The following is a 24354-nucleotide window of genomic DNA, read 5'->3' on the forward strand; positions in this document are numbered from 1 at the left end:
CCTTCGTAAGCCGGGTTCAGCTCTCGTGATGTGAGCGAAATCTGTTGATGACAATCGTCGCCAGTGCCTGAATGCTGTTGCTGTTCAGGCTATCCTCATGCCAGCCCTCGAGGTCGAAGACCTCGCTGTCTGCAGCGATTGCACCACCCCAACCGAAAAGCAACTTACGGGCGCGGCGGTGGGTGGCTTCGCTTCGAAACAGCAGAACGGACTTCTCGTTCGTCGCTGCCGGGCGGTAGCGACGGGCCGCATTGACCAGCAGATCGGTAACATCGGCATTGACGGCTTCTTCCCGGGAATAGGTCGCCGCCCGCACGCCAAGGCGCTGGAGGAAGGCAAGCGTGAAGTTGAACTCCCTGAGATAGTCGACAAAACCGAGGCGGCCGGAAAACAGCTTGCGGGTGAAGTAGCCAATGCGCTTCACGCGGCGCTCGGCGTTCCAGCGAAGGCGCCGGAGCCGGGACTGCGACCTGACATAACCAGGCGCCCAGGCATCGATGACCGCCGTGAAACGCAGATCGGCGCCACGCTGGCGCAGCTGGCGGGCAATTTCGACCGCCAGCACGCCGTTGACGCAAAGCCCCATGACGCCAACCGGCCCTTTGAGAATGTCTGTGCCCATGCTGTCGACGGCATGCCCGGCGATCTCCTCGAGTGACATTGAGGCGAGATCGCCAGTGAGATCCGCATGAAACATGTTGGCATTGTAGACCGAGACGCTATCGCCGAGGTCGGTGGCAAGCCGGTAGTAGAGGAACGGATGATTGAGCGTGTAGAGCGTAAAGGGCGCCTCGGTTTTCCCGCAGGCACTGACAGTCCAGGGACTTGCACTCGCTCCGTCCTGTTCCGTTCCTCTCGGTTCCGTTCCGCCGAACAGCGCCTTGGCAAAGCCGCCAAATGTCGGCTCCTTGAAGAGCAGCTCCAGGTCGGCCTTCGCACCAAGCTTCGATCGGGCGCCGGAGAGCATGCGCAATGCCAGGAGCGAGTGGCCGCCGAGCGCGAAGAAGTTGTCGTCCGGCGCGATTGTCGGGACGCCGAGAACGTCCGCCCATATCGCCGCAAGGGCCTTGGTTTGGTCGGGTTGCGCCGGGGTCGGCACCGGCGCGTTCACCGTTTCGAGCCGGTCGACAACCGGCTTGGCAGCGGCGGGCGGGGCCACAGGAATGCGCAACGCTTTTCGATCGACGGTGCCACTGGCATCGCGCGGCAAATTGAGGAGTACGCTGATGCCGCCGGGCATGGCGGATTGGGACAGGTGCCGGCCCAGATAGTCCATCAGGTACTCCGGCAGACTGTCGAGCGGTTCCGTGGTCGTCGGAGCTGGTGTGACAAAGGCATGCGCGCGTTTTCCATCCTCGTCGAGCAGGACCGCGGCCGAACCGACGGATGGATGGGCGGCAAGCATTTGTTCGATCGCCGTCGCGCGCCCCGTCTCGAGGGGCTGCGCCTTGATCTCCCGCGCCGGGATGGCCAGGGCTGAAAGCAGAGCAGTGGGCCGCTCCAGCGCCATTTCGTAGGCTTCCTGCCAGAGCCGCAGCAGGGATTCGATCGTCGCCTTTTCGAACAGGTCGGCATTATATTCGATGGACATGCGCCATCCGCTCGGTCTGCCGATCATGATGAAGCTCAGATCGTAGATGACACCAGGGGATTGCGACGGCGCGCTGAGCAGTTCGAAGCCACCATACTGATGGTCTTCCAGGAAGGCCTTCTGCAGGTTGAAGTTCACCGAGATCAGCGGATTGCGCGAGGGGTCGCGGACCGGATTGACCAGTTCCACCAGCTTGTTGAACGGCATTCTGTGGTGGTTGAGCGCAGCGGTCACCGTTGCGCCTGCCGAACGCACATGTTCGGCAAAGGTGATGTCGCTGCCCATGTCGAAGCGCAGGACGACATTGTTGATGAAGACCCCGATGAGGTTCTCCAGGTCCGTCTCGTCGCGCCCGGCGACCTGGGAGCCGAACATGACGGTATTCTTCCCGGTGTAGCGCTGCAGCAAGGCGCTGACGACGGCCGCCCCGAAACTGTAGAGCGACACCCGGTGAGCGCGCGCGGCGGCGTCGATACGCTCGCTGAAATCGCCGGTATTGTTGACAGAGAGGATGTTGCCGCGGCTGGTCTTGACCGGTCCACGCGGCGTATCCGGAACAACCTCGAAATAGGGTGCGCCAGTCAACTGCTCGCGCCAGAACGACTTCTCGGTCTCGAAACCATAGCTGCCCAGATACTCCTGCTGCCACAGCGAGAAGTCGCCATATTGCAACGGCAGTTCGGGTACGGCCGGCTGCCGTCCGGCATCAAGCGCCGATGCGATCTCACCGACCTCGCGGCCCAGCACGCGGATCGACCAGCCGTCGAAGCAGCTCTGGTGGGCGGTGATCAGCAGAAAGCCCCGCTCGTTCTCCACCATCAGCAGCGAGACGCGGAAGAGATAGGGGCTGCTGAGATCGAAAGGCGCGCGGGCGGTTTCCTCGCCAATCGACAGGATGCGCTGATCGCGCTGATCGACCGGCACGTTTCGCAGGTCGATGACCGACATCCTGAAGTCGACCTTATCGACCACCTGCTGGCAGGGCCTGCCGCCGACCTCGACGAACCGGGTGCGCAGGATCTCATGGCGCTGGATGACGGTGCGAAAGGCAGCCTCCAACGTCGAAGATCGAAAGGTGCCACGGATCTCCCAGCGGACCGCGACGTTGAGCGCCGGATTGCCCGGCTTCAACTGGTCGAGGATCCAGCAGCGCAGCTGGGTCTGGGAACAGGGAAACTCCGCGATCACGGTGGCTTCGGCGGCAGGTGCAGTGTTGTTGGTCTCTTTCATACGCGTGATACCTGCTCAAACCGGCGCCGCGCGCCATTGCGGAAATCTCTCAGCGAAGGAACTTGCGGTTGGGCGGCGTTCAGCTCGCCGTCGTCGCGTGTTTCGGCAAAGGTGGCGAGTTCTGCGATGGAGGGATGCATCATCAGATGCTTGGCCTCCAGCTGCAGGCCACTGTCCAGCATGCGGGCAGCGATGCGGAAGATGATCAGAGAATCCGCACCCAGCGCGTAGAGGTTGTCCTCGACACCGATCTCCTGCGCATTCAGGACGTCGCGCCAGATCTCGCAGAGCCGTGTTTCCATGGCAGTGCGCGGCGGCACCCGGATGGCCGCGACCTCTCGTTGCGGCAGGCCGCGCTGTTCGAGCGCCTTGCGGTCGAGCTTGCCATTGGCCGTCTGGGGAAGCGCTTCCTCCAGCACCCAGAACCCGGGGAGCATATGCGCCGGCAGGTTGGCCTCCGCATGTGCCGCGAGCATGGATGTCGTGGGCTTGCCGTTCTCGTTCTGCGGGATCACGTAGCAGACGAGCTGTTTGTCGCCGTTCTTGTTCTGAGCGGCGACGACGGCGCATTGGCGAACGCCTTCTGCGCTGGAGATCGCAGCCTCGATGTCGCCAAGCTCGATGCGGAAGCCACGCAGCTTGATCTGCTGATCGCGTCGGCCGAGCAATTGCAACGAACTATCCGCGAGCCGACGCCCGACGTCGCCCGTCTTGTAGAGACGCTGAACCGCTCCCGTGCCGATGTCGATATCGACGAAGGCCTTCTCGGTGAGGTCGGGGCGGGCGAAGTAGCCGTTGGCGAGGCCCTCGCCACCGATATGCAGCTCACCGGTGACGCCGATGGCGGCGACGCGGCCCGCCTTGTCGAGGATGAGAAGTTGCGTGTTGGCGATTGGATGACCGATGGTGATCGGCTTTTCGCTATCCTCGATCCGCTGGACGGACGACCAGATCGTCGTCTCGGTCGGGCCGTACATGTTCCACAGTTCGCCGCCGAGGCCGAGCAGCGAGGACGCAAGTGCCTTGGGAAGCGGCTCGCCACCGCACAGCATCTTGAGGCCGGGGCGGCTAAGACCAGCCTCGACCAGCATCTGCCAGAGTGTCGGCGTCGCCTGCAGCACGGTCGCACCACAGCTTTCGACGAGCCGAACGAGAGCAAACCCGTCGCGCACCGTGTGCCGGCCGGCAAGCACGACCTTCGCGCCTGCGACCAACGGCAGGTAGAGTTCAAGGCCGGCGATGTCGAAGGAGATCGTCGTTACCGCGACGATGGTGTCGCGATCGGTGAACCCAGGCTCCCGCGCCATCGATGTCAGGAAGTTGACGAGGGCACGATGGGAAACCTCGACCCCCTTCGGTGCTCCGGTCGATCCCGAGGTGAAGATGATATAGGCCGGCGTCGCCGCGTCCGTCGGGACTTGCGGCAGTGCCGCGGCCGGGCCGGTCGCGCCCTGTTCGCCGTCGATGCGGATGATCACGACGTCCTTGCCAGCCAGAGTTTCTGCCCGGTCGCTGTCGCAGATCATGCCGGCAACGCTCGCAACCGCCAGTGTCTGGGACAGACGCGTCTCCGGGTGGGCCGGGTCGAGCGGCACATAGGCGTGCCCCGATTTCATGATCGCCAGCAGGGCGACCACCATTTCAAGCGACCGTTCGACCAGGAGCGCGATGCGCTGCCCCGGCTGCGGGACGGCCTTCTGGATCCGGCAGGCCAATTGGTTGGATCGCGTTTCGAGCTCGGCATAGGTCATCGCCTGGCCGTCGAGTTCGACAGCAATCGCCGTCGGCCGTTCGGCAGCCTTGCGCGCAAACAGCGAGAAGACGAATGCGTCGCGGTCGTAGTCGGCGGCGGTGTCGTTCAGGCCCTCTGCAAGCCAGGCCTGTTCGACTGCGGACAGAAGCGGCAGGTCGTTGATCGGCCGGGCAATATCGGCGGCCAGCGCCGCAACCAGTGTCGCGTAGTGGCCGATCCAGCGCTCGATCGTGCTGCGTTCGAAGACTTCCGCATTGTAGTCGACGTCGATGCGAACGCCCGCGGGGCTTTCAGTCAGGTTGAAGAACATGTCGAAGTTGGAGAAGGCCTTGGCGTTCGAGGAAATCTTGGTCTGCAGGCCGCCGAAATCCAGATTGTCCGGCACCCGCTCCAGATTGAACTGGATCTCCGTCAACGGCAGGCGATGCGTGTCGCGCTTGACGCCCAGTTTGCGCACAAGCGTGCCATAGGTGTAGTCCTGGTGCTCGAACGCGCCGAGCACAAGCTGCTGCGTGGCTTTGAGATGCTCGTCAAAACGTCTGTCAGACGCGACTGTCTGGCGAAGCGGCAGAAGATTGACACAGTGGCCGACGAGCGTCTGACCATCGAGCAGGCTCTGCCCGGCCGAAGGCACGGCAATGACGATGTCGTCCTGGCCGGAGAGGCGGGAGATCATGATCTGCAGCGCCGCCAGCAAGGTGGAGAACAGCGTTGCTCCGGACTTTGCCCCTGCCTTCTTCAGCGCTTTGTAGGTTTCCGCCTCGATATGTCCGGTGACGGTCCCGCCGGCAAAGCTGCGGCGTTCCGGCCGTGGCCGATCCAGCGGCATATCAGGCAGATCGGGAACGTCCCTGTACTGGTCGAGCCAGAACTGCTCTGTCGCACCGGCGATCTCCGCATCGGGTGCCAGATCGATCGCGTAAGTGGCAAAGGACAGCGGCGACGCAAGGTCGGCCTCGGCGTCACGTACATTGGCCGAGTAGATCGCGGCGAGCTCTTCGATCACGACATTCACCGACCAGCCATCGCAGATGATGTGGTGCGCCGTGAAGACCAGACGGTGGCTGTCGGGAGCCATCCTGACGATGGACGCCCTGACCAGCGGCCCGTTGGCGAGATCGAAGGGGGTGCGCGCATCCTCGTCGATCAACTGCCGGAACAACACTTCGCCATCGCTCTCGCCTCCAAAGTCGATATCGGCGACATCGAGCTCGAAATCGGGAATGAATTCGAAACGATCGCCTGCCCGGGCAAACCGGATCTGCAGTGCGTCGTGTCTCGCAACGACGGCATCGAGCGCCCGGCCGAGGCGCTCCCGGTCGAACGGCCCGTCCAGTACCATCGTGAAGGACTCGTTGAAGGCACAGGAGGCTTCATCGCCGGCCTGGGCGGCAAGCCAGATCTCCTTTTGTGCCTCCGTCAGCGGCGCCGTCGACGGCCGGACAAATTCCACGCCGGCGGACGCTGGGGCGATTTCCTCTGCCTGGTCTTGCGTGCCGAGAATCCCGACCGATTGAAGTGCATCGAGGCTGTTGCGGAAGGCGGCGGCGATCGCCTGGAAATCCGCCTCGCTGTGGGCGGTCGTCAGGAAGCAGGGATAGCCGTCCTGGATATGGATGCCTTGCATGCGCATCTTGGCGTAGAGAAGTGAACCAAGCGGATCGTCGCTGCCAAACTCGGTGAAGAACCAGCTCTTGTAGCCGTTGACGGACCTGGCGATCCCGCGCCGTGCGAGATCGCCATTGATCTCGGCGACCAGAGCCTGCGTACGATCGGCGACCGCGCCGTAGAGTGCCGCCCCCTCGCCCTTGATGTGCTGAAGAACGGCGCGCGCCGCTGCCAGCACCAACGGATGGCGCACGAATGTTCCGGCAAAGAAGGTTGGCGCCGTCATCGGAACGCTGTCGTCGCCATAGTTCCAGCAACCGCCGTCAAGCGCATCCATGAAGCGGCTGTCGCCGACCAGCACGCCGATCGGCATGCCGCCGCCGATGACCTTGCCATAGGTCGCCATGTCGCCCTTGATGCCCCAGATCGCCTGCATGCCGCCGGGATCGACCCGGAAGCCGGTGACGACCTCGTCGAAGACCAGGGCGAACTCGGATTTCGTTGCGATATCGCGCAGCGCACGCACGAACTCGACCGGCCGCAACTCCGGATGACGGCTCTGAACAGGCTCGATGATCACCGCGGCGATATCGCCGGCATTGGCTTTGATCCAGTCAAGGCTTTCCGGATCGCCGTAGCGAAGCACGGTCATGTTGGCGACGGAGGCGGCCGGGATACCGGCTGCAACCGGTATCGCGACAGGAGCGCCCGCCCGGTTCTTGCCCTTGACCAAAACTTCGTCGAACTGCCCGTGGTAGTCGTTTCCGAAAATCACGATGCGGTCCCGGCCGGTGACCGTGCGCGCCACCCGCATCGCCGCCATCACGGCTTCGGAACCGGTGTTGCAGAAGGTCACGCGCTCGTGGCCGGTCATCTCCGCGATCATTTCCGCGACTTCGCCGGCAAGCGGCGTTTGCGGGCCGATGGCAAATCCGGCGTCCGCCTGCGCCTTCACGGCTTCCACGACGAAGTCCGGCGCATGTCCGAAGGCCGTCTGGCCCATGCCGTTCACGAGATCGATATACTCGTTGCCGTCGACATCCCAGATGCGCGACCCCTTCGACCGATCGGAGACGACAGGGAACACGATCTCCTTCCAGTCCTGACGGAAGCCGGCAGCAGTGCGCGGGTCGGCGAGCCACTTCCGGTTCTGGCCGGTAAAGCTCTTCGACTTCCCGTTCCGTGCCTCGTAGGCTGCAATCAGATTGGCGACGAACGCCTGTTTTTCCGGGGTCATCTCGGGCGCCAGGCTCTTGGCGCCTGGACGATAGAGCTTGATACGGCCCGCTCCGATTTCGCCGTCGGCCGTGGCGTCGACCCCATCCTTCGCCACCGGCTGCGGCGCGCTCGTCGCGGCCGGAGTGGCTATCGCTGCCGCAGTAACGGTCGCCGTCACGGGCGGGGCGGCGGAGCCCGCTGCCTGAAGCACCTGGAGCTGCTGCGAAACGACCGCCTGCAGCATCTGCAACTGCGACTGCAGGACGGCTTCGATGCCGGCAACCGGCGCGGCCGTTGTGGCGGGGGCAGCGGCAAGAAGCGGGAGAACCTGTGCGGCGACGGGCGGGGCGGCTGCGGCGGGGAGCGGCAGGGTGGCTTCAACTGCTGCAGCCACTGACGCCGGCGCCTGCTGCGGCTCGGGCGGCAGCTGCCGATCGAGATGCGCGGCCAGATCCTGTATGGTGGGAATGTTGCTCAACAGTTCCCGGAACGAGAGCTTGATCTTGTAATCCTTCTCGATCCGCTGGGCGAACTGACCGATGAAGAGCGAGTCAAAGCCGAGCTCAAGGAATGTCGCACCCGCTTCGCCGGGTCCAAGCGCCTCTCCCGACATGTCGCTGAGCAGGGTAATAAGCGAGGTTTGCAATGCGGGGATACGGCTTGCAGCAACGGCTGGTGTAGCAACATTCATGATTTTCATCCCGTCAAACGGTTGCGCTTGCGTGTCGGTGGAAGACGGCTCGGCGGCTAAGAGCTGCGCGACCGATGACGCCGGCCGGCTTTCGCCGCGCCGCGCGGAGGCAGGTGCGTCGATCCAGTGTCTTTGCCGCTGGAACGGATAGGTGGGCAGAATGAGGGGCGCGCTGCCGGCTGCCGGCGATGTCGGCCAATTGAGATCACAGCCGGACATCCAGAGCTTGCCATGGGCTTCGGCGAGCGTGTCGCCGGCGGCATGCGCACGGTCATGTTCCGGCAGCGACTGGACGACGGCGCTGACCGCATCGCGGCCGAGCGTCTGCGCGGCGAAGACCGACAGGGTGCGACCCGGCCCAACCTCCAGCAAGACAGGCTTCCGCCCGTCGCAAAGGGTCGCCAATCCATCGGAAAACCGGACGGCGGCACGGCAATGTTTCGCCCAATAGTCGGGCGACATGCCCTGCTCACCCGTCTGCCAGGCGCCGGTGACGCAGGAGATGTAAGGCGTAATCGCCGTGCCGTAGGTGACCTTTGCGGTCTCCTCGCGCAAGGCATCGGTGACACCGTCCATCATTGCGGAATGAAATGCATGTGAGGTGTGAAGCCGGCTGAAGGCGATACCTGCGCGCTCCATCGCCGCGCACGCCGCATCGACGGCATCGAACGTTCCGGAAATCACGCAGAGTTTCGGCGCGTTGACCGCAGCGACCTCGACCCCGTCGCCGAGATAGGCTGAGACGGTCTCTACATCGGCGCGCACGGAAACCATCGCGCCCTGAGGCTGCGACTGCATCAAACGTCCGCGCGCGGCCACGAGCCGCAATCCGTCCTCAAACGAGATGACATTGGCCAGTGTCGCGGCGACGAATTCGCCAACGCTGTGGCCGATCATCGCGTCGGGTTTCAAGCCGCGGCTCATCCATAGGCGCGCCAGCGCGTATTCGACGAGGTAGAGGCAGGGCTGGGCGATGCGGGTTTCGCGCTGTTCGTCTGCCATCGCCTGGCTGACGGTGCCACTGTGGCAGATGAAATCGCGCAGGTCCGTCTTCAGTGGTGCCCGGAGCAGATCGGCGCCCCGGTCTATCCAACGCGTGAATTCCGGTTCGCGGCTGTAGAGTGCGGCTCCCATGCCGACATATTGCGAGCCCTGGCCGGGAAACATGAAGGCGAGCGGAGGACGGTCGGTCGCGACCGCGCTTGCCACCCGTTCGTCGCCGAGGCGCTCGATCGCCTGGTCGATATCGTTGACGGCGACCGCGGTGCGATGGCTGAAGGCGCGCCGTCCGGTCTGCAGCGTGTGGGCAACCTGCGCCAACGGCAATGCCGGGTTGGCCTGCAGGTGATCGCGCAGGTTCGCCCGCATGGCCGCAAGCGCGGCCTCGTTGCGCGCGGACAACGGCAGGATGTACGGTCCCCGCGCCATGGCGTCGACATCACCCTGCGATGCCGGTGCCTGCTCCAGCACGAGGTGCACATTGGTACCTCCGACGCCGAACGAGCTGATGCCGGCGCGGCGCGGACCCTCGGTAACCGGCCAGTCGGTGGTGCTGGCGGGAATGTAGAAGGGGCTTTCATCGAGATTGATGCGCGGGTTCGGACGTTGATAATTCGCCATTCCCGGAATCTTGGCGTGATAGAGCGCCAGCGTCGTCTTGATCAACCCGCAGACACCGGCGGCGGCATCGAGGTGACCGACATTGCCCTTGACCGAGCCCAATGCGCAATGCTGCCGCATGTCGCCAGCATCGGCAAAGGCGGCGCGCAATCCGCCGAACTCGATGGGGTCGCCGAGCGGCGTCGCGGTGCCGTGGCATTCGACATAACCGATCGTCTGTGGATCGACGCCGGCATTTGCCAACGCCGATGAAATCGCATCCGCCTGCCCCTCGACGCTCGGCGCCGTAAACCCGATCTTGTCCGAACCGTCGTTGTTGATGCCGTAGCCGCGAATGACCGCGAAGATCCGGTCTCCATCCTCAAGGGCGTCTTCCAGCCGCTTCAGCAGCACGATGCCGGCGCCGCTGCCGAAAACGGTTCCGGCCGCCTGCTCGTCGAACGGCCGGCAGACGCCATCGGGCGAGACCATACCGCCCTCCTGGTAGATATAGCCACGCCGCTGCGGAATGGTGATCGATACCCCACCCGCAAGCGCCATGTCGCAGCTATAGGTCAGAAGGTTCTGGCAGGCCTGGGACACTGCCAGAAGCGACGTCGAGCAGGCCGACTGGATTGCGATTGCCGGCCCGCGCAGATTGAACTTGTAGGCGATCCTTGTCGCCAGCACGTCCGTCAGCGAGCCGACGATCTGCTGAAAGCAGCCGATCTGATAATTGGAGGTGAACTCCTCGGCTTTTGCCCGTTCGCCCAGGACATTGTTGATGAGATAAGTCGGCATCGACGCGCCGGCAAAAACGCCGATCAGACCTGGATAACGATGGGGATCGTACCCGGCCCGCTCCAGCGCTTCCCAGCAGACTTCCAGGAAGACCCGGTGCTGCGGGTCGGTAACTGCCGCCTCGCGCGGGAACATGCCGAAGAACTCGGCGTCGAACATGTCGATGTCAGGAAGCTGCGGCCGGGCCGGGACATAGTTCGCCGCAGCGCGTTCCTCGTCGGTAAAAGCGTCCTCGATTTCGTCCGGTCTCAGTTTCGAAAATGCATGCCGCCCCTCGCACACCAGCTCCCAGAGAGCCTCGACCGACGGGGCGCCCGGAAAACGACCGGACATGCCGATGATCGCAATGCCAGTCACGTCCTGGTCATTGCGATCGGAACCGCGCGCGTCGTCCGCACCATTGAAAACCGTCATGAGGCGCTCCTGCGGAAGTGGGACATGTTCTTTTTCTGGCGCGCCGCACGTTCGGCCGCCGTCATCGTGCGGGCACTGGCCGACGACTTTCCGTCAAGAAAACCAGCCAGTTCGCGAACGGTCGTATGCTTGAACAGCGCGACCACATCGATCGGTCGGGCGAGCTTTACCTCCAGCGCCGCATGCACCCGCATCAGCTGCAGCGAAGTCCCGCCGAAATCGAAGAAGTTGCGATCGAGCTCCACGGCCGGAAGACCGAGGACGCTGCACCAGAGTTCTTGCAAGACCGCCTCGGTTCGGCTGGCGACCGGTGCGTTTTCGGTGGGCAATGCATCCACCGGCATCGGCAACCTGGCACGGTCGACCTTGCCCGACTGGTGCAGCGGCAAATGATCGAGCACGATCACTGCACTCGGGATCATGTAGGCGGGAAGACTGTTGCGCAGCCTTTCCATCACACCGCGGATCAGGTCTGCATCGTCTGTCCGCGTGCCCTCGCGCGGGCACAGGTAGCCGACGATCCGCTTGTGGGACTGGTCCAGATGCTGGCAGATGACGACACCGTCGGCGAGCCGTGGATCACGCCGCAAGGCGGCTTCGATCTCGTCGAGCTCGATGCGTTTGCCGTTCAACTTAATCTGCCGGTCCCGCCGGCCGCGGAAGAGCAGGATGCCGTCGTTGCCGAGCACGGATAGATCGCCCGTCAGATAGCCGCGCACGTCGCCCTCATCGGTGCGGATCGTCACGAACCGCTCCGCCGTCAGTTCGGGACGCCGGTAGTAACCGATGGCGACCCCCTCGCCGGTCAGAACAAGCTCCCCCTCCATGCCGCGCCCGACCGGGCGATGGTCTTCATCGACAATCAATATTCCGGTGTGACTGACGGCACGGCCGATCGGCACATCCTTGCCGTCGAAGCCGGCGGGAATGTCGAAGGCGGTGGCGATAACGGTGATTTCCGTCGGGCCGTAGCCGTTGGTCAGGCGGCACTCCGGATGCGCCTTCTGAAACCGTTTGACATGTTCGGCCGAAGCGACTTCGCCGCCGAACATCAGGTGTCGCAGCGTCGGCAGTTCGCCGCAGGAGAAATCGGCGAGCAGATTGAACAGACCCGTGGTGATCAGGGAGACGGTGACGCCGTTGTCGCGGATGACGTCCCGCAGCCGGCCGATCGAGAAATTTCCGTCCGGCAAACCGGCAATGGTGCCGCCATTCGTCAACGTGCCCCAGACCTCGAAGGTGGCGATGTCGAACGCGATGGTGGCCGCGTGCAGCACGACATCGCCGCTGCCGAGCTCGACATAGTTCTGATCGAGCGCGAGCCGCGTGATGCCGCGATGCGGAATGGCGACGCCCTTCGGTCGGCCGGTCGAACCCGACGTGTACATGACGTAGGCCATGTCGCCACCGACGACAGCCACGGGTTCGAATGGCTTCGCCTGAGCGCGCGAGAGGTCGGCAACGAGGGCATGGAGGTCAGCGATCGTGCCTTTGACGCTCGGAACCTGAAGCATCGTGACAAGCGTGCAGGTATCGACAAAGACCACCTTCGGCTCGCAGTCGCCGATGACGTAGTCGAGATGGTCGACGGGAAAGGTCGTGTCCAGCGGCAGATAGGCAGCGCCCGCCTTTAGGATGGCCAGCATGGCGACGATCGTCTCAAGAGACCGCGGAACGAAGAGGCAGACGATGTCGCCCTTCGTCACGCCTCGGTCGATCAGGTAAGCGGCGAGCGCATCCGACAGAGTGTCAAGTTCGCCATAGGTGATCGAGTGATCGTCGAAGATGATTGCCGTTGCCTGCGGAGCCGCCTGAGCCTGCTGATGAACGATGGCATGAACCGAACGCTCCGGATCGTAGGACGCGGTTTCCTGCGAGCGACCTGTCGCGCGCACGGGCATCCCCCCCGAGCCGTCGCCTCCGGAAAATCGGAACTCAGCCATACTTCGCCTCCTGTTCCTCTCGCTTCACTGCCTGGCGGAAAGACCCAGACGTCCTCCCGGCAACAGACGGCCGGAGAAATTTGCTGCAATGCCGTCGTCTGCCAGAATTCCATGGTGGCGAAAAATGAACAGCTGATCATTGGGATAGCCGCATCGATACCCGGCGATCAAAAGGGTTAGCTCCCCTTAGTCCTTAGGGGGATGCGACCCGGGGAGATACGCAGACAACCCGTCAGACCCCGCAGACAGAACCGTTTGTTTTCGCTTTGTTTTCACGCGCTTCCAAAGGCAGGTGCGGCAGTGGACAGTGAGGGCCGGGCGAGGTGAAAACGATCGGCCGCGCCGAGCCCCCTGTCAGGCGGACAAGGCTCGCCGCGCCACCTCGAATTGCTCCATGTTCTCGTTCTTGAACCGGACGGAATTTGAGGAAGCATGCAGTCGCCGGCGCGATCTATGGAAGGTCGTAGGCCCTGATGTAATCGATGAACATGTGGGAGGGATCATGCGCCTGGTCCGCCGTCTTTTCGACCAGGGCGAGGTTGAGCAGCACATACATCGGCTGCCGGTGCTCGGGTCGTGTCTCCGCCTTCCATACGAGCTTCCGGTCGAAATACATCCGGATGAACTCGGAATCGATCTTCACCCCATAGGTGTGAAAGTCCTGCGGATCGGCGTCGCGAAACACCTCGATCCGACTGAACTGGGAATCGTTCTTGTCGTCGCGATGCCAGACATGGATGACCGAGGAGTAACCGTCCGGCTTGTCGCCGTAAAATTCCATCACGTCTATTTCCGCCGTCGACTTCGAGCGATCCTTGCCGATCAACCAGAAGGCGGGCCATACCCCGGGACCGACCGGCAGTTGGGCGCGCATTTCGAAATAGCCGTATTGCTGGGCAAAGCCGTTGCCCTTCGGATCCACCGAAGCGAGCAGGCCGGACTGCCAGTCTCCCTCCGGATCACGCTTTGCCTCGATCCTCAGGATGCCGTTCTCGGTCTTGAAAGGTGTGCGCTCGCCGGGATTGGCGAAGCGGGCACCTCCGAAATCCCCGGACCACGGCGTGTGGGCGATCCAGCGGGTTCCAGGCCCCCAGGCCGATACGTCCAGCTCATCAAAGTTCTCGTCGAAGGTCAGACGCATATCGTCGACTGGAAGCGCATCGCCCGTGTCCCCGCCCGTGTATCCGTCAGCCGAGGCGCCAGATGCGAGCATCAAGATCCACAGACAACCGATGACAGGCCGGACGAAGTGCCGAACTGAAGAGCGGCGGGCCAGGTAACGGCGCGGTTCGCGAACAGATGGGGTCATGGCGGGAAACTAGCGCGGCAGCCCGCCCGGGGTCCATTACCGATTCAGGCCGGCACGCTATGCGAAAGGCTTAGCCGCAGGCGTAAATACGCGGCATGCCCCCTTTGATAGGATCGTTTCATGAACTGGAAATGGTGGCATGAGCTTTGAACTGATCGGCTTCGTTACCGTACTTGTGGGGTTGGGCGTGCTCATGGCGCCCATCCATTGGGCTTTGACGTTCATGGTCGTTTCCACCACGCTCGGCTCGGCGGCGGCAATCAACCTTCCAGCCCTTGGCGGCGCGTCCATCCTTGTTCCCAATGTCTTCCTGCTGTTTTTCGGCGTCAGGATCCTGATGGCTTATGGCGAAGGTCCTGTATTGGCAGCCTTCGTACCGGCCGGCTCCGGCTTCTGGCTGATGGTGCTCACGCTTTTCGGCGTGCTGACCGCGATCCTGTCGCCTCGCCTGTTCCAGGGCGCTGTCGATGTGATGACGGTCGAACGATCGGTCGGCGCGAGAAGTTTCATAGCGCTGTCGCCGCTCAGGTCTTCATCCAACAACATAACGCAGGCCGTCTACGCCCTCGGGGGACTTGCCTGTTTCGGGTTCTGCCACGCCTATCTGCGTCGCCCGGGGGCTCCGTCGCACCTCGTCAGCGCCATCCTCATTGCTGCAGCGGTTAATCTCGCCTTCGCGGCCGCCGACATCGTCACCTACTTCTCCGGTACAGAGTATCTTCTGAGCGTGGTGCGAACGGCCAACTACGCTCTTCTGACCGCAGCGGAAAAAGGCGGACTGAAACGGATTTCCGGATCCTTCCCCGAGGCATCGGCATTTGCCGATTACACCCTGGTCCTGTTCGCCGCGACGGCGAGCCTCTGGCTCGACCGGATCCGCTCGCGGCTGACGGCAGCGTTGGCGCTTGCTTCACTCGCCGGCCTGGTGTTTTCGACGTCTGCGACAGCGCTGCTCGGGTTGGCCGTCGTCTTCCCATTTCTCTGGATACGGTCGATCATCACGGTCTTCCAACGGAAAAACCCCGGACGCCCGGTGTTTCTCGCGGCCCTTTTCCTAATCGTGCCACTCGTCCTGCTTACGGTCGTCAACCTGTTTCCCGAGATGGTGTCGACCGTCTACGACTTTCTCGATGAGATGCTCCTGTCAAAGGTCGACAGCCAGTCCGGCCGCGAGCGCGCAATGTGGAACGCAGCCGCCTATGAGGCCTTCGTCAACACTTTCGGCATGGGCGCGGGCCTGGGGAGCGCGCGCGCCTCCAGCTATCTGTTGGTTCTCCTGTCGAATGTCGGTGTTCTGGGGCTCGTCATCTTCTGCATCTTTGTCGCAACCATCCTTTGCGCTCGCGTGCCGTTGGCCGCTCAGCGGCGCGTGGAAGGTCTTGCAGCGCTAAGGGCAGCGAAAGCCGGATTTGTCGCTGCGCTCAGCACGTCTCTGGTTTCGGGCACTGTCTATGACCTGGGCCTGCTTTTCTACATCCTCGCCGGTAGCGTGTCGGCGCTGACATGCCTGCAAATCAGCGATGCGGCAGCACGCCGACCACCACTTGTCGGTGCGGCTAGCCCGCGCCGCATAGGAGGCTCCTGATGAAGGTCGTCGTCTTCAACGTCAAGTACAGCGAGAACCTCGGTGACGGTATTCTTGCGCAGTGCCTTGAGACCGCGCTCGCGCGGGGGACAAAAGGGCTGGAGGTCAAGACGATCGATCTCGCCGGCAGGACAGCGTTCGGCACCGGCGGTGGCGGGCGTCGCCGGCAATTGCTGAAGGTGCTACAGGCCCTGCCCGCGTTCGCGCGCCGGCGGGTTGTCAAGCAGGCACTCGCCCCGACACTGCGCCGATTGCAGGTCGAATGGCAAAGAGAGATCGAGGCAGCCGATGCCGTCGTTATCGGCGGGGGAAACCTGTTTCAGGACGATGACCTGAACTTCCCGCTGAAGGTGGGAGCCGCGCTCGAATGTGTCAAACGTAGCGGCAAGCCGCTCGCGATCTATGCCGTCGGCACCAGCCGGGACTGGTCGCCACAGGCAAGACAGCTCTTCGGCAGGCTCGAGGAAAGCCAACTGGTCCATGTCTCGGTTCGCGATACCATCGCCAGCCGCAACTGGTTCGGCCATTTTCCAGCCGGGCCGCACGCCCGGATACTGCCCGACCCCGGATTGCTCGTTCGGGAGATCGTTTCGAGCCACGCGCTCGAACCACTGAAGGCTGAGGACCGGGCGATCGGCATCTGTGTCACCGACCCGCTGATCCTGCGGCGTCATTCGGGCCACGGATCGCAAGGAATTCCGTTTCGGCATATCGAAGATTATCATCGATTGCTGAGCATGATGCTCGAAGCCGGATACAGGATCTGTCTCTTCACCAATGGCGCACAGGAAGACCAGGCCTTTGCGCGACGCATTCTCAGCGGAGACGGTCTCGCGGGGCAGATTGACAGCGGCAATCTCTATCTGGCCCCCCGCCCGAAAACGCCCGAGGAACTGATCCACATTATCGCATCGACGCAGGTCATCCTGGCGCATCGTCTGCACGCCTGTATCGCCGCCTATTCCCTCGGCGTACCGCAGGTCGGTCTCGGTTGGGATCCGAAAGTCGACGGCTTTTTCCAGTTCGTCGGCCGGTCAGAGTATTTTGCCGGCGATGCCGACGTCTCAGCACAACACGTCGCCTCCTTGCTCGAGGAGGCAGCCCGCAAGGGCATCGATCCCGAGACCCACGCCTCCATCCTCGATCAGGCCCGCGACGGCATCGCGTTCTTGCGAGAATGCCTGGAAATGCACCAGAACCGCGGCGCGAACCGGAAGACCCAGCCGGCGGTTGTGCCGAACGAACAAGGCTTGGCCGGCTACGCCTGGTCGAACGGCCTCTGACGGTTGCGGGCTACCTGATCCCTTGCACAAAGCAATTGGCTTCTCCAACACCTAAATTCCAAGCTTTTCAGCTCTTTACCGTTTGCCCCACCCGGCCGGATTAAGCTGATATCGATGTGGATTCCCACAATTACTAATCATCTTGGGTAATATTCCTAACCACCGGTTGTTTGCTATATACTTAAGTACAATCGAAAAGACCGAAGAGAGAGTGCGCCTTTATGGTGGGGCAACTTGGGGCATTTATAGGGTCGCAACAGCGCGGTGAACCGTCGAGTTTCGACACGAACCAACACAGATCGGAACTCAACGTTGCGCGAAAGCGGGTGTTCCCGGCCGGCTCCATTTTGTTCGAGCCAGAGGGGAGGTCATGCGTTCTGTTCTTCATCTCCGGCTGGAGTGTCAGTCGCAAGATTCTGGCGAACGGCACGCGGATCGTCGTGGAATTCATGCTGCGCGGAGACATGGTCTGGACCTTGTCTTCCGAGTTGACGCAAGAAACCATCCAGGCCCTCTCGGACGTGACCGTCTATGAATTTGCCGTGCCTCCCGGCGCCTGTGGCCCCAATCTTTCGACGAGGATCCAACAGAATTTCGTGCACGAGATGCTCAAGCGCCAAGTGCGAATGACCGAGCGGCTGGCAAACATCGCGCGCCGCGATGCGCTGGAGCGCACAGGCCATCTGCTGCTCGAACTGGCGGTGCGAGCCGGCAAACCGAGCAGATCGGGTTTTGACGGTTTCGAATGCCCCCTGACGCAGTCAGACATCGGCGATGCCGTCGGGCTATCGTCCGTACACATCAACCGCGTTTTGAAGGAGATGAGGTTGAAGGGGTTGTTATCCTTCAGGAATGGCATCGTCGAGTTTCTCGATCGCCGACGACTGGCCGAATTGGTTGATTTCGATCCCGGCTATCTTCGCACGAATCTCGACTGATTGATTGCGAGTACATTAACCTATGTTAATGCAGAGCAGAAATATATGTGATCTGATTGGAAATATATAACAACAAAATCATGAGAGGAACCCGAAGGTATATTTGCACTTATACTTGTATCTAGAATATTTTACACCTGACAAAATAAGAATAAAAAGGAGAAAATTCAATGGATATTCGTACAGCAACAATTGCGAGAAACTCCACGACGCGACCGACATCCTTCCCAAGCGCACTGGAACAATCCCTCCCCCAAGGCTTGAGCGGTTCGGACATGACGGATCAGGAAGAGGATTTCGACTACATCCTGCTCATTGACCCGCGCGCGCTCGACCGGGAATGCCTGTCGAAAAGTCTGACGGGCTACGATCCCGGACTGACGATCGTTACCGTCGGATCCTTTGACGAGTGGCGCAGCCGAAAATTGCAGACCGACCCCTCTGCCGTGCTTCTGATCGTCGGTGGCGGCAAAGTGGGCGACCTTGCAGTCTGCGAAAAAATCGAAACGCTGGTTGAGAAGTTCAAATACAGCCCGGTGATCGTGGTTGCCGAAACGGACGAACTCGGCCAGATCCTCAAAGCGCTGGAATGTGGTGCCCGTGGCTACATTCCAAGCAATGTCGGGATCAATGTTGCAGCCGAAGCGATCGCACTTGCGCGCGCCGGCGGCGTCTTCGTTCCGGCGAGCAGCATCCTGACGATGAGGGAGGCCATCAACTCGGTCGTGAATGGCGCCCGATGCTCAGACAGCCTGTTCACGCCGCGGGAAATCGAGGTTGCCGAAGCCTTGCGCCGTGGAAAGGCAAACAAGATCATCGCCTACGAGATGGATCTGTGTGAAAGCACAGTGAAGGTCCACATCAGAAACATCATGAAAAAGCTGAACGCGACCAACCGTACCGAGGTCGCCTACAAGATCCGCGAGTTCATGAAGTAGGCTGGCAACAGCAGAGGAGCCGGCAGGCGTGTTTTGACGGCTGCCCGCTGAACAAGAACGAGATCGGCTGACATGTCTCCTGTATCCGGCAATTCGGCCGGTATGGGACGACATCAGCTGTACGGCAATGCCGCCATCGCGCCTTATCCACTTCGACAGGAACGTGTCGGGGAGGCTCCGTTGCGGCACCCGCACCGGCGCATTCAGCCTGGACGTGCCTTGCCAAGGGCGCGGCCTAGGGCGTTATGCGCAAACCTCAGTCAACGGCTTCCGGCACCATTGACGAGATTGAGGATGAGCTGGTGAATGTTACCACCATCGCTGAGTTCGACACGGTCGAAGTCCCGGCTTCTCTGGCGCTGGGCTACGGACAGTTCGCCGAGCCGCCTTGTCAGTTCGGCCCTTATCTTGCGGCAGTTGGGATCTGCATCGACCGAGAGCCCCACCGATGTGCTCTCGATCGCCTTCACCAGATCCTTGATGAAGTCGCCGTGCACCAGTTCGTGGCTGCGAACGCCTGAGATAAAGGTTTCCCAGTTCTGCGCCATGGCGCCCTGCAGCGGCTTTGACGGCTTCGGCAGCGTATAGGTGATGATAAGCTTCGGCTTGGCCGAGACGAGCGTGCAGGCGTTGTTGTCTTGCGGCTCGTATTTCCGGGTCCAGGTCAGCTTGAAATCGGTGTGCGCGATGGCACGAACCATTCCGCCAACCTTTGGCCCTCGCTCGCCGATCGACGCGTAAAGTTCAGCTCCCGTCTGACCGGAAATTGCATAGGTGTGGGTCTTTTCCACCGCCTGCCATTCGGCATGCACCAGGGACGGCAACGAAAATGTGCAGACCATCATGCTGCAGAAGAGAATATCTAGCTTCACCCGAATCCCCTGGAAGGCGTCTGATTGCGGGCGACCCTACTGCATAAATTTCTGATCGGCACCGGCTAAAGGCAAAGGCGGTCGCACGTTTTCACGTTCGCGCGTCCGATCGGCGCTCCTGCGTCCGCCGCCCGCACAGTGAATTCGATGCCCCCATCACTTGCCCCTGCAATGGCGTCGGCCGACCGACGCCATTGCATTTCATCCTCCTCGTCAGCGCTATTCTGCAGCAACGGCCGGCGGATAAAGCATCACCGCTGCGGGTTCAGCAGCGTCCGCTTCAATGGTTTCCGGCTCGGTTTCCTGCCGCTTCGGCTCCCGGCCGAAGAACAGCGCATAGCCGGCCGGCAGCACCAGGATCGTCAGAACGGTGGCGACAAGGATGCCGCCCATCATCGCATAGGCCAAAGGCCCCCAGAAGACGCCGCGCGAGATCGGGATCAGCGCCAGAACCGCGGTCAGCGCCGTCAGCATGATCGGACGGAACCGGCGCACGGCCGAGCCGATGATGGCCTCGGAGCGATCCATGCCGGCCGCAATATCCTGGTCGATCTGGTCCACCAGGATGATCGAATTGCGCATGATGATGCCGAGCAGCGCGATAACCCCGAGAATGGCAACGAAGCCGAAGGGAGCGCCGCTGATCAACAGCGCTGCCGCCGCTCCGATGATACCGAGCGGGCCGGTCGCCAGAACCAGCATCGCCTTGCCGAAATGCTGGAGCTGGACCATCAGCAGCACGACGATGACCGCCAGCATGATCGGCGCCTTGGCGGCGATCGAGCCCTGGCTTTCGGCCGCGTCTTCAGCCCCGCCCTGGATGTTGATGCTGTATCCCGGGGCGAGGCTGTCGCGCAGCGACTGCATCTCGCCATACATCTTCAACGCCACGTCATTCGGCTGAACACCGTCGGGCAAGGTGCCGCGAACGGTGATTGTCGGCAGGCGATCCCTGCGCCATTCGATGCCCTGCTCAAGCACCGGCACCACCTTGGCGACCTGCGAAAGCGGAACGAAACTGCCGAAATCGGTCGGGATATAGATCGATTCCACCGACGACAGCAGCGCGCGGGTGGCATCCGGCTCGCGGGCGACGATCGAGACCGTCTCTTCGCCGTCGCGGAAATTGTCGAGAGGCACACCGGACATTGTCGCCTGGAGCATCTGCCGGACGCGCTGCGAGGTGACGCCGAGCGCGCGGGCGCGATCCTGGTCGATCACCAGCTTCATCGCCGTCACCGGCTCCAGCCAGTCATCATGCACCGCACCGAGTTGCGGGTTTTCGGCGAACTTCGCCTTCACCTGGTCCGCAATGCGGCGCACCTCCTGGCGGTCCGGTCCCATGATGCGCATCTGCACCGGCCAACCGGTCGGCGGGCCGAGGAAGAGACGATCGACCTTGGAGCGGATCGAGGGGAAATCCTCCGAAAGAATCTTGCGCAGCTTGACGATCAGCCGTTCGCGCGCCGGCTCGTCATTGGCCATGATGAGCAGCTGAGCGAAGTTCGGATTGCGCAGCTGCTGGTCGAGCGGCAGGAAGAAGCGCGGCGCGCCTTCGCCGATATAGGTCGCGATGAAGCGCTTGTCCGCATCGTCCATCATCCGCGCTTCGAGCGCCTTGGCCTCGCTCTCGACTTGCTTGATGCTGGTGCCTTCCGGCAGCCAGAGATCGACGAGGATTTCCGGGCGGGAGGATTGCGGGAAAAAGTTCTTCGGAATGAACTGGAACGCCCACAGGCTGACGAAGAAGGCGACGAGCGTCAGCGACAGGACGATGACGCGGTGATGGACCGCCCAGGACACCGTCGTGCGTAGGCGGCGATAGAAGCGGGTATCGAAGACATCGTGATGGCCGCCGGCATGGGCGCGCTGCTTCAGGATCATGTTGCCGAGCCACGGCGTGAAGTAGACGGCGACGAACCACGAAACCACGAGCGCGATGCCAACGACATAAAACAGTGAGCGCACATATTCGCCCGCGGTCGAGGCGGCAAAGCCGACCGGAATGAAGCCGGCGGTGGTGATGAGCGTGCCCGTCAGCATCGGGAAGGCCGTCGAAGAATAGGCAAAGCTGGCGGCCTCGACCTTGACGAGCCCCTCCTCCAGCTTGCGCTCCATCATTTCGACAACGATCATGGCGTCGTCGACCAGAAGCCCGAGCGCGATGATTAGCGCGCCAAGCGAAATGCGCTGCAGGTCGATGCCAAGTTCGTACATGATGGCAAAGGTTGCAGCGAGCACCAGCGGAATGGTGATGGCAATCACCAGGCCGGAGCGCCAGCCGATCGACACGAACGAGACGACGAGCACGATCACCAGCGCCTCGCCGAGCGCCTTCATGAACTCGCCGACGGCTTCGGTGACCACTTCCGGCTGGTTGGAGATCTGATCGACAACGACGCCATAGGGCAGAGACGCCTCGAAACGCTTGTACGTCTCCTCGACGGCCGCGCCCACGTCGGTGACCTTGAAGCCCTTGGCCATCACCACGCCGATCTGCACGCTGTCCTGGCCGTTGAAGCGGAACTTGCGCGAATAGGGATCCTCCAGCCCTGAGGTGACGGTGGCTATATCGCCAAGGCGGGTGACTTCCCCACCGGCCCTGAGGCTGAGGTTCCTGAGATCCTCGACCTTGTCGAGGCCGCCCTCGACGGAAATGCGCACCGAACGCGAGCCGGTATCGACCGAACCTGCCGGATCGACATTGTTCTGGCCGGCGATGGTGTTTCTGAGATCGTTGAGCGTCAGCCCACGCGCGGCCAGCACGTTCGAGGAGACGTCGATATAGATCTTCTCGGGCTGGTCGCCGAGAATGACCGCCTTTTCGACGCCGGGCGTCGTCAACAGCATGTCGCGCGCCTGGATCGCAAACTTTTTCAGTTCGGGATAGCTGTAACCGTCGCCGCTCAGCGAATTGAGCGTGATGAAGGTGTCGCCGAACTCGTCATTGAAATAGGGCCCAAGGAGCCCTTCCGGCAACTCGTTGGCGATGTCGCCGACCTTCTTGCGGACCTGATAGAACGCGTCGGCCACCTCTTGGGCATTGGTGTCGCCCTCCACCTGCAGCGTGATGATCGCGCTTCCGGCGCGGGTGTAGGAGCGGACGAAATCGAGATGCGGGGTCTCCTGCAGCTTGCGTTCGATCTTGTTGACGACCTGATCCTCCATCTCCTGGATCGAGGCGCCCGGCCAGAAAGCCTGGATCACCATGACGCGGAAGGTGAAGTCGGGGTCCTCCTTCTGGCCCATGCGCATCAGACCGAGCACACCGGTGATGATGATCAGGCCGAACAGGAACCGCGCGATGCTGGGATGGGCAATCGCCCAGCGCGAAAGATTGAAAGGCCGCTTTTCTTCGGTGGACTGGGACATCGGCATCATTCCGCGGTTGGGTTGGCTCAGCGCACGATTTCGGCGGCTGCGGTCTTGTCGGCGGCAGCAGACTGGCGGGCGACATCGCCCGAAATCGCCACTTTCAGGTTTTCGGCCATGAACTGCGTACCGGCGGCCACGACGAGGTCGCCGCGCTGCAGTCCGTCGATCACGCGCACGCCCTCACCGGTAAAGTCCGCAACGGTGATCGTCCGGCTCGTCACGGTCTGGCTGTCGCGATCGACGACCCAAACCGTCGTCCCGCCGTCCTTTTGAGCCAGAGCGCTCAGCGGCACGGCGATGTGGCGCTCGGCGTCGTCAGCTGACGCAAGGACCGTGGCGGTCATGCCGAGCAGGACGCGCGGATCGTTGGGCAGGCTGACGCGCACCGCAAAGGTTCGCGACGGCTGTTCGGCACTGCCGGCCACCTCGCGCACCTTGCCATCGAGTATCAGCCCCTGATCCGACCAGAAGCCGGCCTTGACCGCCATGCCCGGCTTGAAATTGGCAACATCGACCTCCGGGACGGCGATCAGCACTTCCTTTTCGCCATCGACGGCGACGGTGGCGACCGGCGTGCCGGAGCCGACCACCTGACCGACATCGGCGACGATGGACGCGACGATGCCGCCGCGATCGGCCACCAGTTCCGTATAGGTCACCTGGTTTTTTGCCTGCGCGAGCGCGGAAGCTGCGGCATCGCGCGTGGCAACCGCCTGGTTATGGCCGAGTGTCGCCTGGTCCAGTTGTGCCTTGGAGGCGACTTTCCTGGCAAAGAGCTGTTCGGCGCGCGCGCGGACCAATGCAGTCGTTTCGACCTGACGCTCAGCGGCCTCTAGGCTTGCGGCCGCGCTCTTGACCGATAGGTCATAGTCCGTCGCGTCAATGCGGGCGAGCGGATCGCCTGGTTTCACCCGATCGCCGACATTGACCAGCCGCTCGGTGATCTTGCCGTTGACGCGAAAGCCGAGATTCATCTCTGTGCGAGCACGCACAATACCGGAATAGCTCATCTGGCGCGATTGACCGGCATCGCCGATTTCGACCACCTTGACCGGACGCACGACCGGCTTGGCTTCCTCGGTTTCCTCGGAGCAGGCCGCAAGCACGAAGGAGATCACGGCAAGAAGGGCTATCCTTCCGCTCGATGCGAAACGGCGACGGGTTTGAACGGGCATGGGCATTTCCGCACTCCTGGGGTGGCATCAG

The 24354-nt window shown here is 62.3% G+C and carries 11 protein-coding genes; 4 read left to right on the forward strand and 7 right to left on the reverse strand.

Features of this window, described 5'->3' with window-relative positions:
- Positions 1–16 precede the first annotated feature (16 nt).
- The 4 genes from LPJGGPFB_RS28480 to LPJGGPFB_RS28495 all read right to left on the reverse strand — a co-directional run bounded on the left by LPJGGPFB_RS28480 (position 17) and on the right by LPJGGPFB_RS28495 (position 14061).
- Positions 17–2821 (reverse strand): condensation domain-containing protein, encoded by a 2805-nt coding sequence (locus tag LPJGGPFB_RS28480; RefSeq protein WP_173423286.1) that lies wholly within the window; start codon positions 2819–2821, stop codon positions 17–19.
- Entirely contained in the window at positions 2818–10905 is an 8088-nt protein-coding gene (locus LPJGGPFB_RS28485) for a non-ribosomal peptide synthetase/type I polyketide synthase (protein ID WP_173423287.1), read from the reverse strand. The genes LPJGGPFB_RS28480 and LPJGGPFB_RS28485 overlap by 4 nt, the downstream gene beginning before the upstream one ends.
- Positions 10902–12848, reverse strand: a complete 1947-nt coding sequence (locus LPJGGPFB_RS28490; protein WP_173423288.1) for a non-ribosomal peptide synthetase — start codon at positions 12846–12848, stop codon at positions 10902–10904. The genes LPJGGPFB_RS28485 and LPJGGPFB_RS28490 overlap by 4 nt, the downstream gene beginning before the upstream one ends.
- A gap of 451 nt (positions 12849–13299) precedes the next feature.
- Positions 13300–14061, reverse strand: coding sequence for a glycoside hydrolase family 16 protein (locus tag LPJGGPFB_RS28495; protein ID WP_173423289.1), 762 nt, complete (start codon positions 14059–14061; stop codon positions 13300–13302).
- Between the two features lie 235 nt (positions 14062–14296).
- Here LPJGGPFB_RS28495 and LPJGGPFB_RS28500 point away from each other — a divergent pair, with 235 nt between their 5' ends.
- The 4 genes from LPJGGPFB_RS28500 (at position 14297) to LPJGGPFB_RS28515 (ending at position 18901) form a co-directional block, all read left to right on the forward strand.
- On the forward strand, positions 14297–15742 hold the full coding sequence (locus LPJGGPFB_RS28500) for a hypothetical protein (protein WP_173423290.1): 1446 nt from the start codon (positions 14297–14299) through the stop codon (positions 15740–15742).
- Positions 15742–17025: a polysaccharide pyruvyl transferase family protein gene (locus tag LPJGGPFB_RS28505; protein ID WP_173423291.1), complete on the forward strand. Its 1284-nt coding sequence runs from the start codon at positions 15742–15744 to the stop codon at positions 17023–17025. The genes LPJGGPFB_RS28500 and LPJGGPFB_RS28505 overlap by 1 nt, the downstream gene beginning before the upstream one ends.
- 221 nt (positions 17026–17246) lie before the next feature.
- On the forward strand, positions 17247–17963 hold the full coding sequence (locus tag LPJGGPFB_RS28510) for a Crp/Fnr family transcriptional regulator (protein WP_173423292.1): 717 nt from the start codon (positions 17247–17249) through the stop codon (positions 17961–17963).
- A 275-nt stretch (positions 17964–18238) separates the two neighbouring features.
- The gene (locus tag LPJGGPFB_RS28515) at positions 18239–18901 is read left to right on the forward strand and encodes a response regulator transcription factor (RefSeq protein WP_173423293.1); all 663 of its coding nucleotides are present in this window, start codon (positions 18239–18241) and stop codon (positions 18899–18901) included.
- A gap of 260 nt (positions 18902–19161) precedes the next feature.
- Here the strand turns inward: LPJGGPFB_RS28515 and LPJGGPFB_RS28520 are convergent, their stop codons facing one another.
- The 3 genes from LPJGGPFB_RS28520 to LPJGGPFB_RS28530 form a co-directional block, all read right to left on the reverse strand.
- Positions 19162–19746 carry a DUF922 domain-containing Zn-dependent protease gene (locus LPJGGPFB_RS28520; protein WP_173423453.1) on the reverse strand — a complete coding sequence of 195 codons (585 nt, stop codon included), beginning with the start codon at positions 19744–19746 and terminating at the stop codon, positions 19162–19164.
- A gap of 246 nt (positions 19747–19992) precedes the next feature.
- Positions 19993–23145 carry an efflux RND transporter permease subunit gene (locus LPJGGPFB_RS28525; RefSeq protein WP_173423294.1) on the reverse strand — a complete coding sequence of 1051 codons (3153 nt, stop codon included), beginning with the start codon at positions 23143–23145 and terminating at the stop codon, positions 19993–19995.
- 26 nt (positions 23146–23171) lie between these two features.
- Positions 23172–24323: an efflux RND transporter periplasmic adaptor subunit gene (locus LPJGGPFB_RS28530; protein ID WP_173423295.1), complete on the reverse strand. Its 1152-nt coding sequence runs from the start codon at positions 24321–24323 to the stop codon at positions 23172–23174.
- Between the last annotated feature and the right edge of the window lie 31 nt (positions 24324–24354).

The organism is Ensifer adhaerens, from assembly GCF_013283195.1.
GTDB classification, from domain to species: Bacteria; Pseudomonadota; Alphaproteobacteria; order Rhizobiales; family Rhizobiaceae; genus Ensifer; species Ensifer adhaerens_G.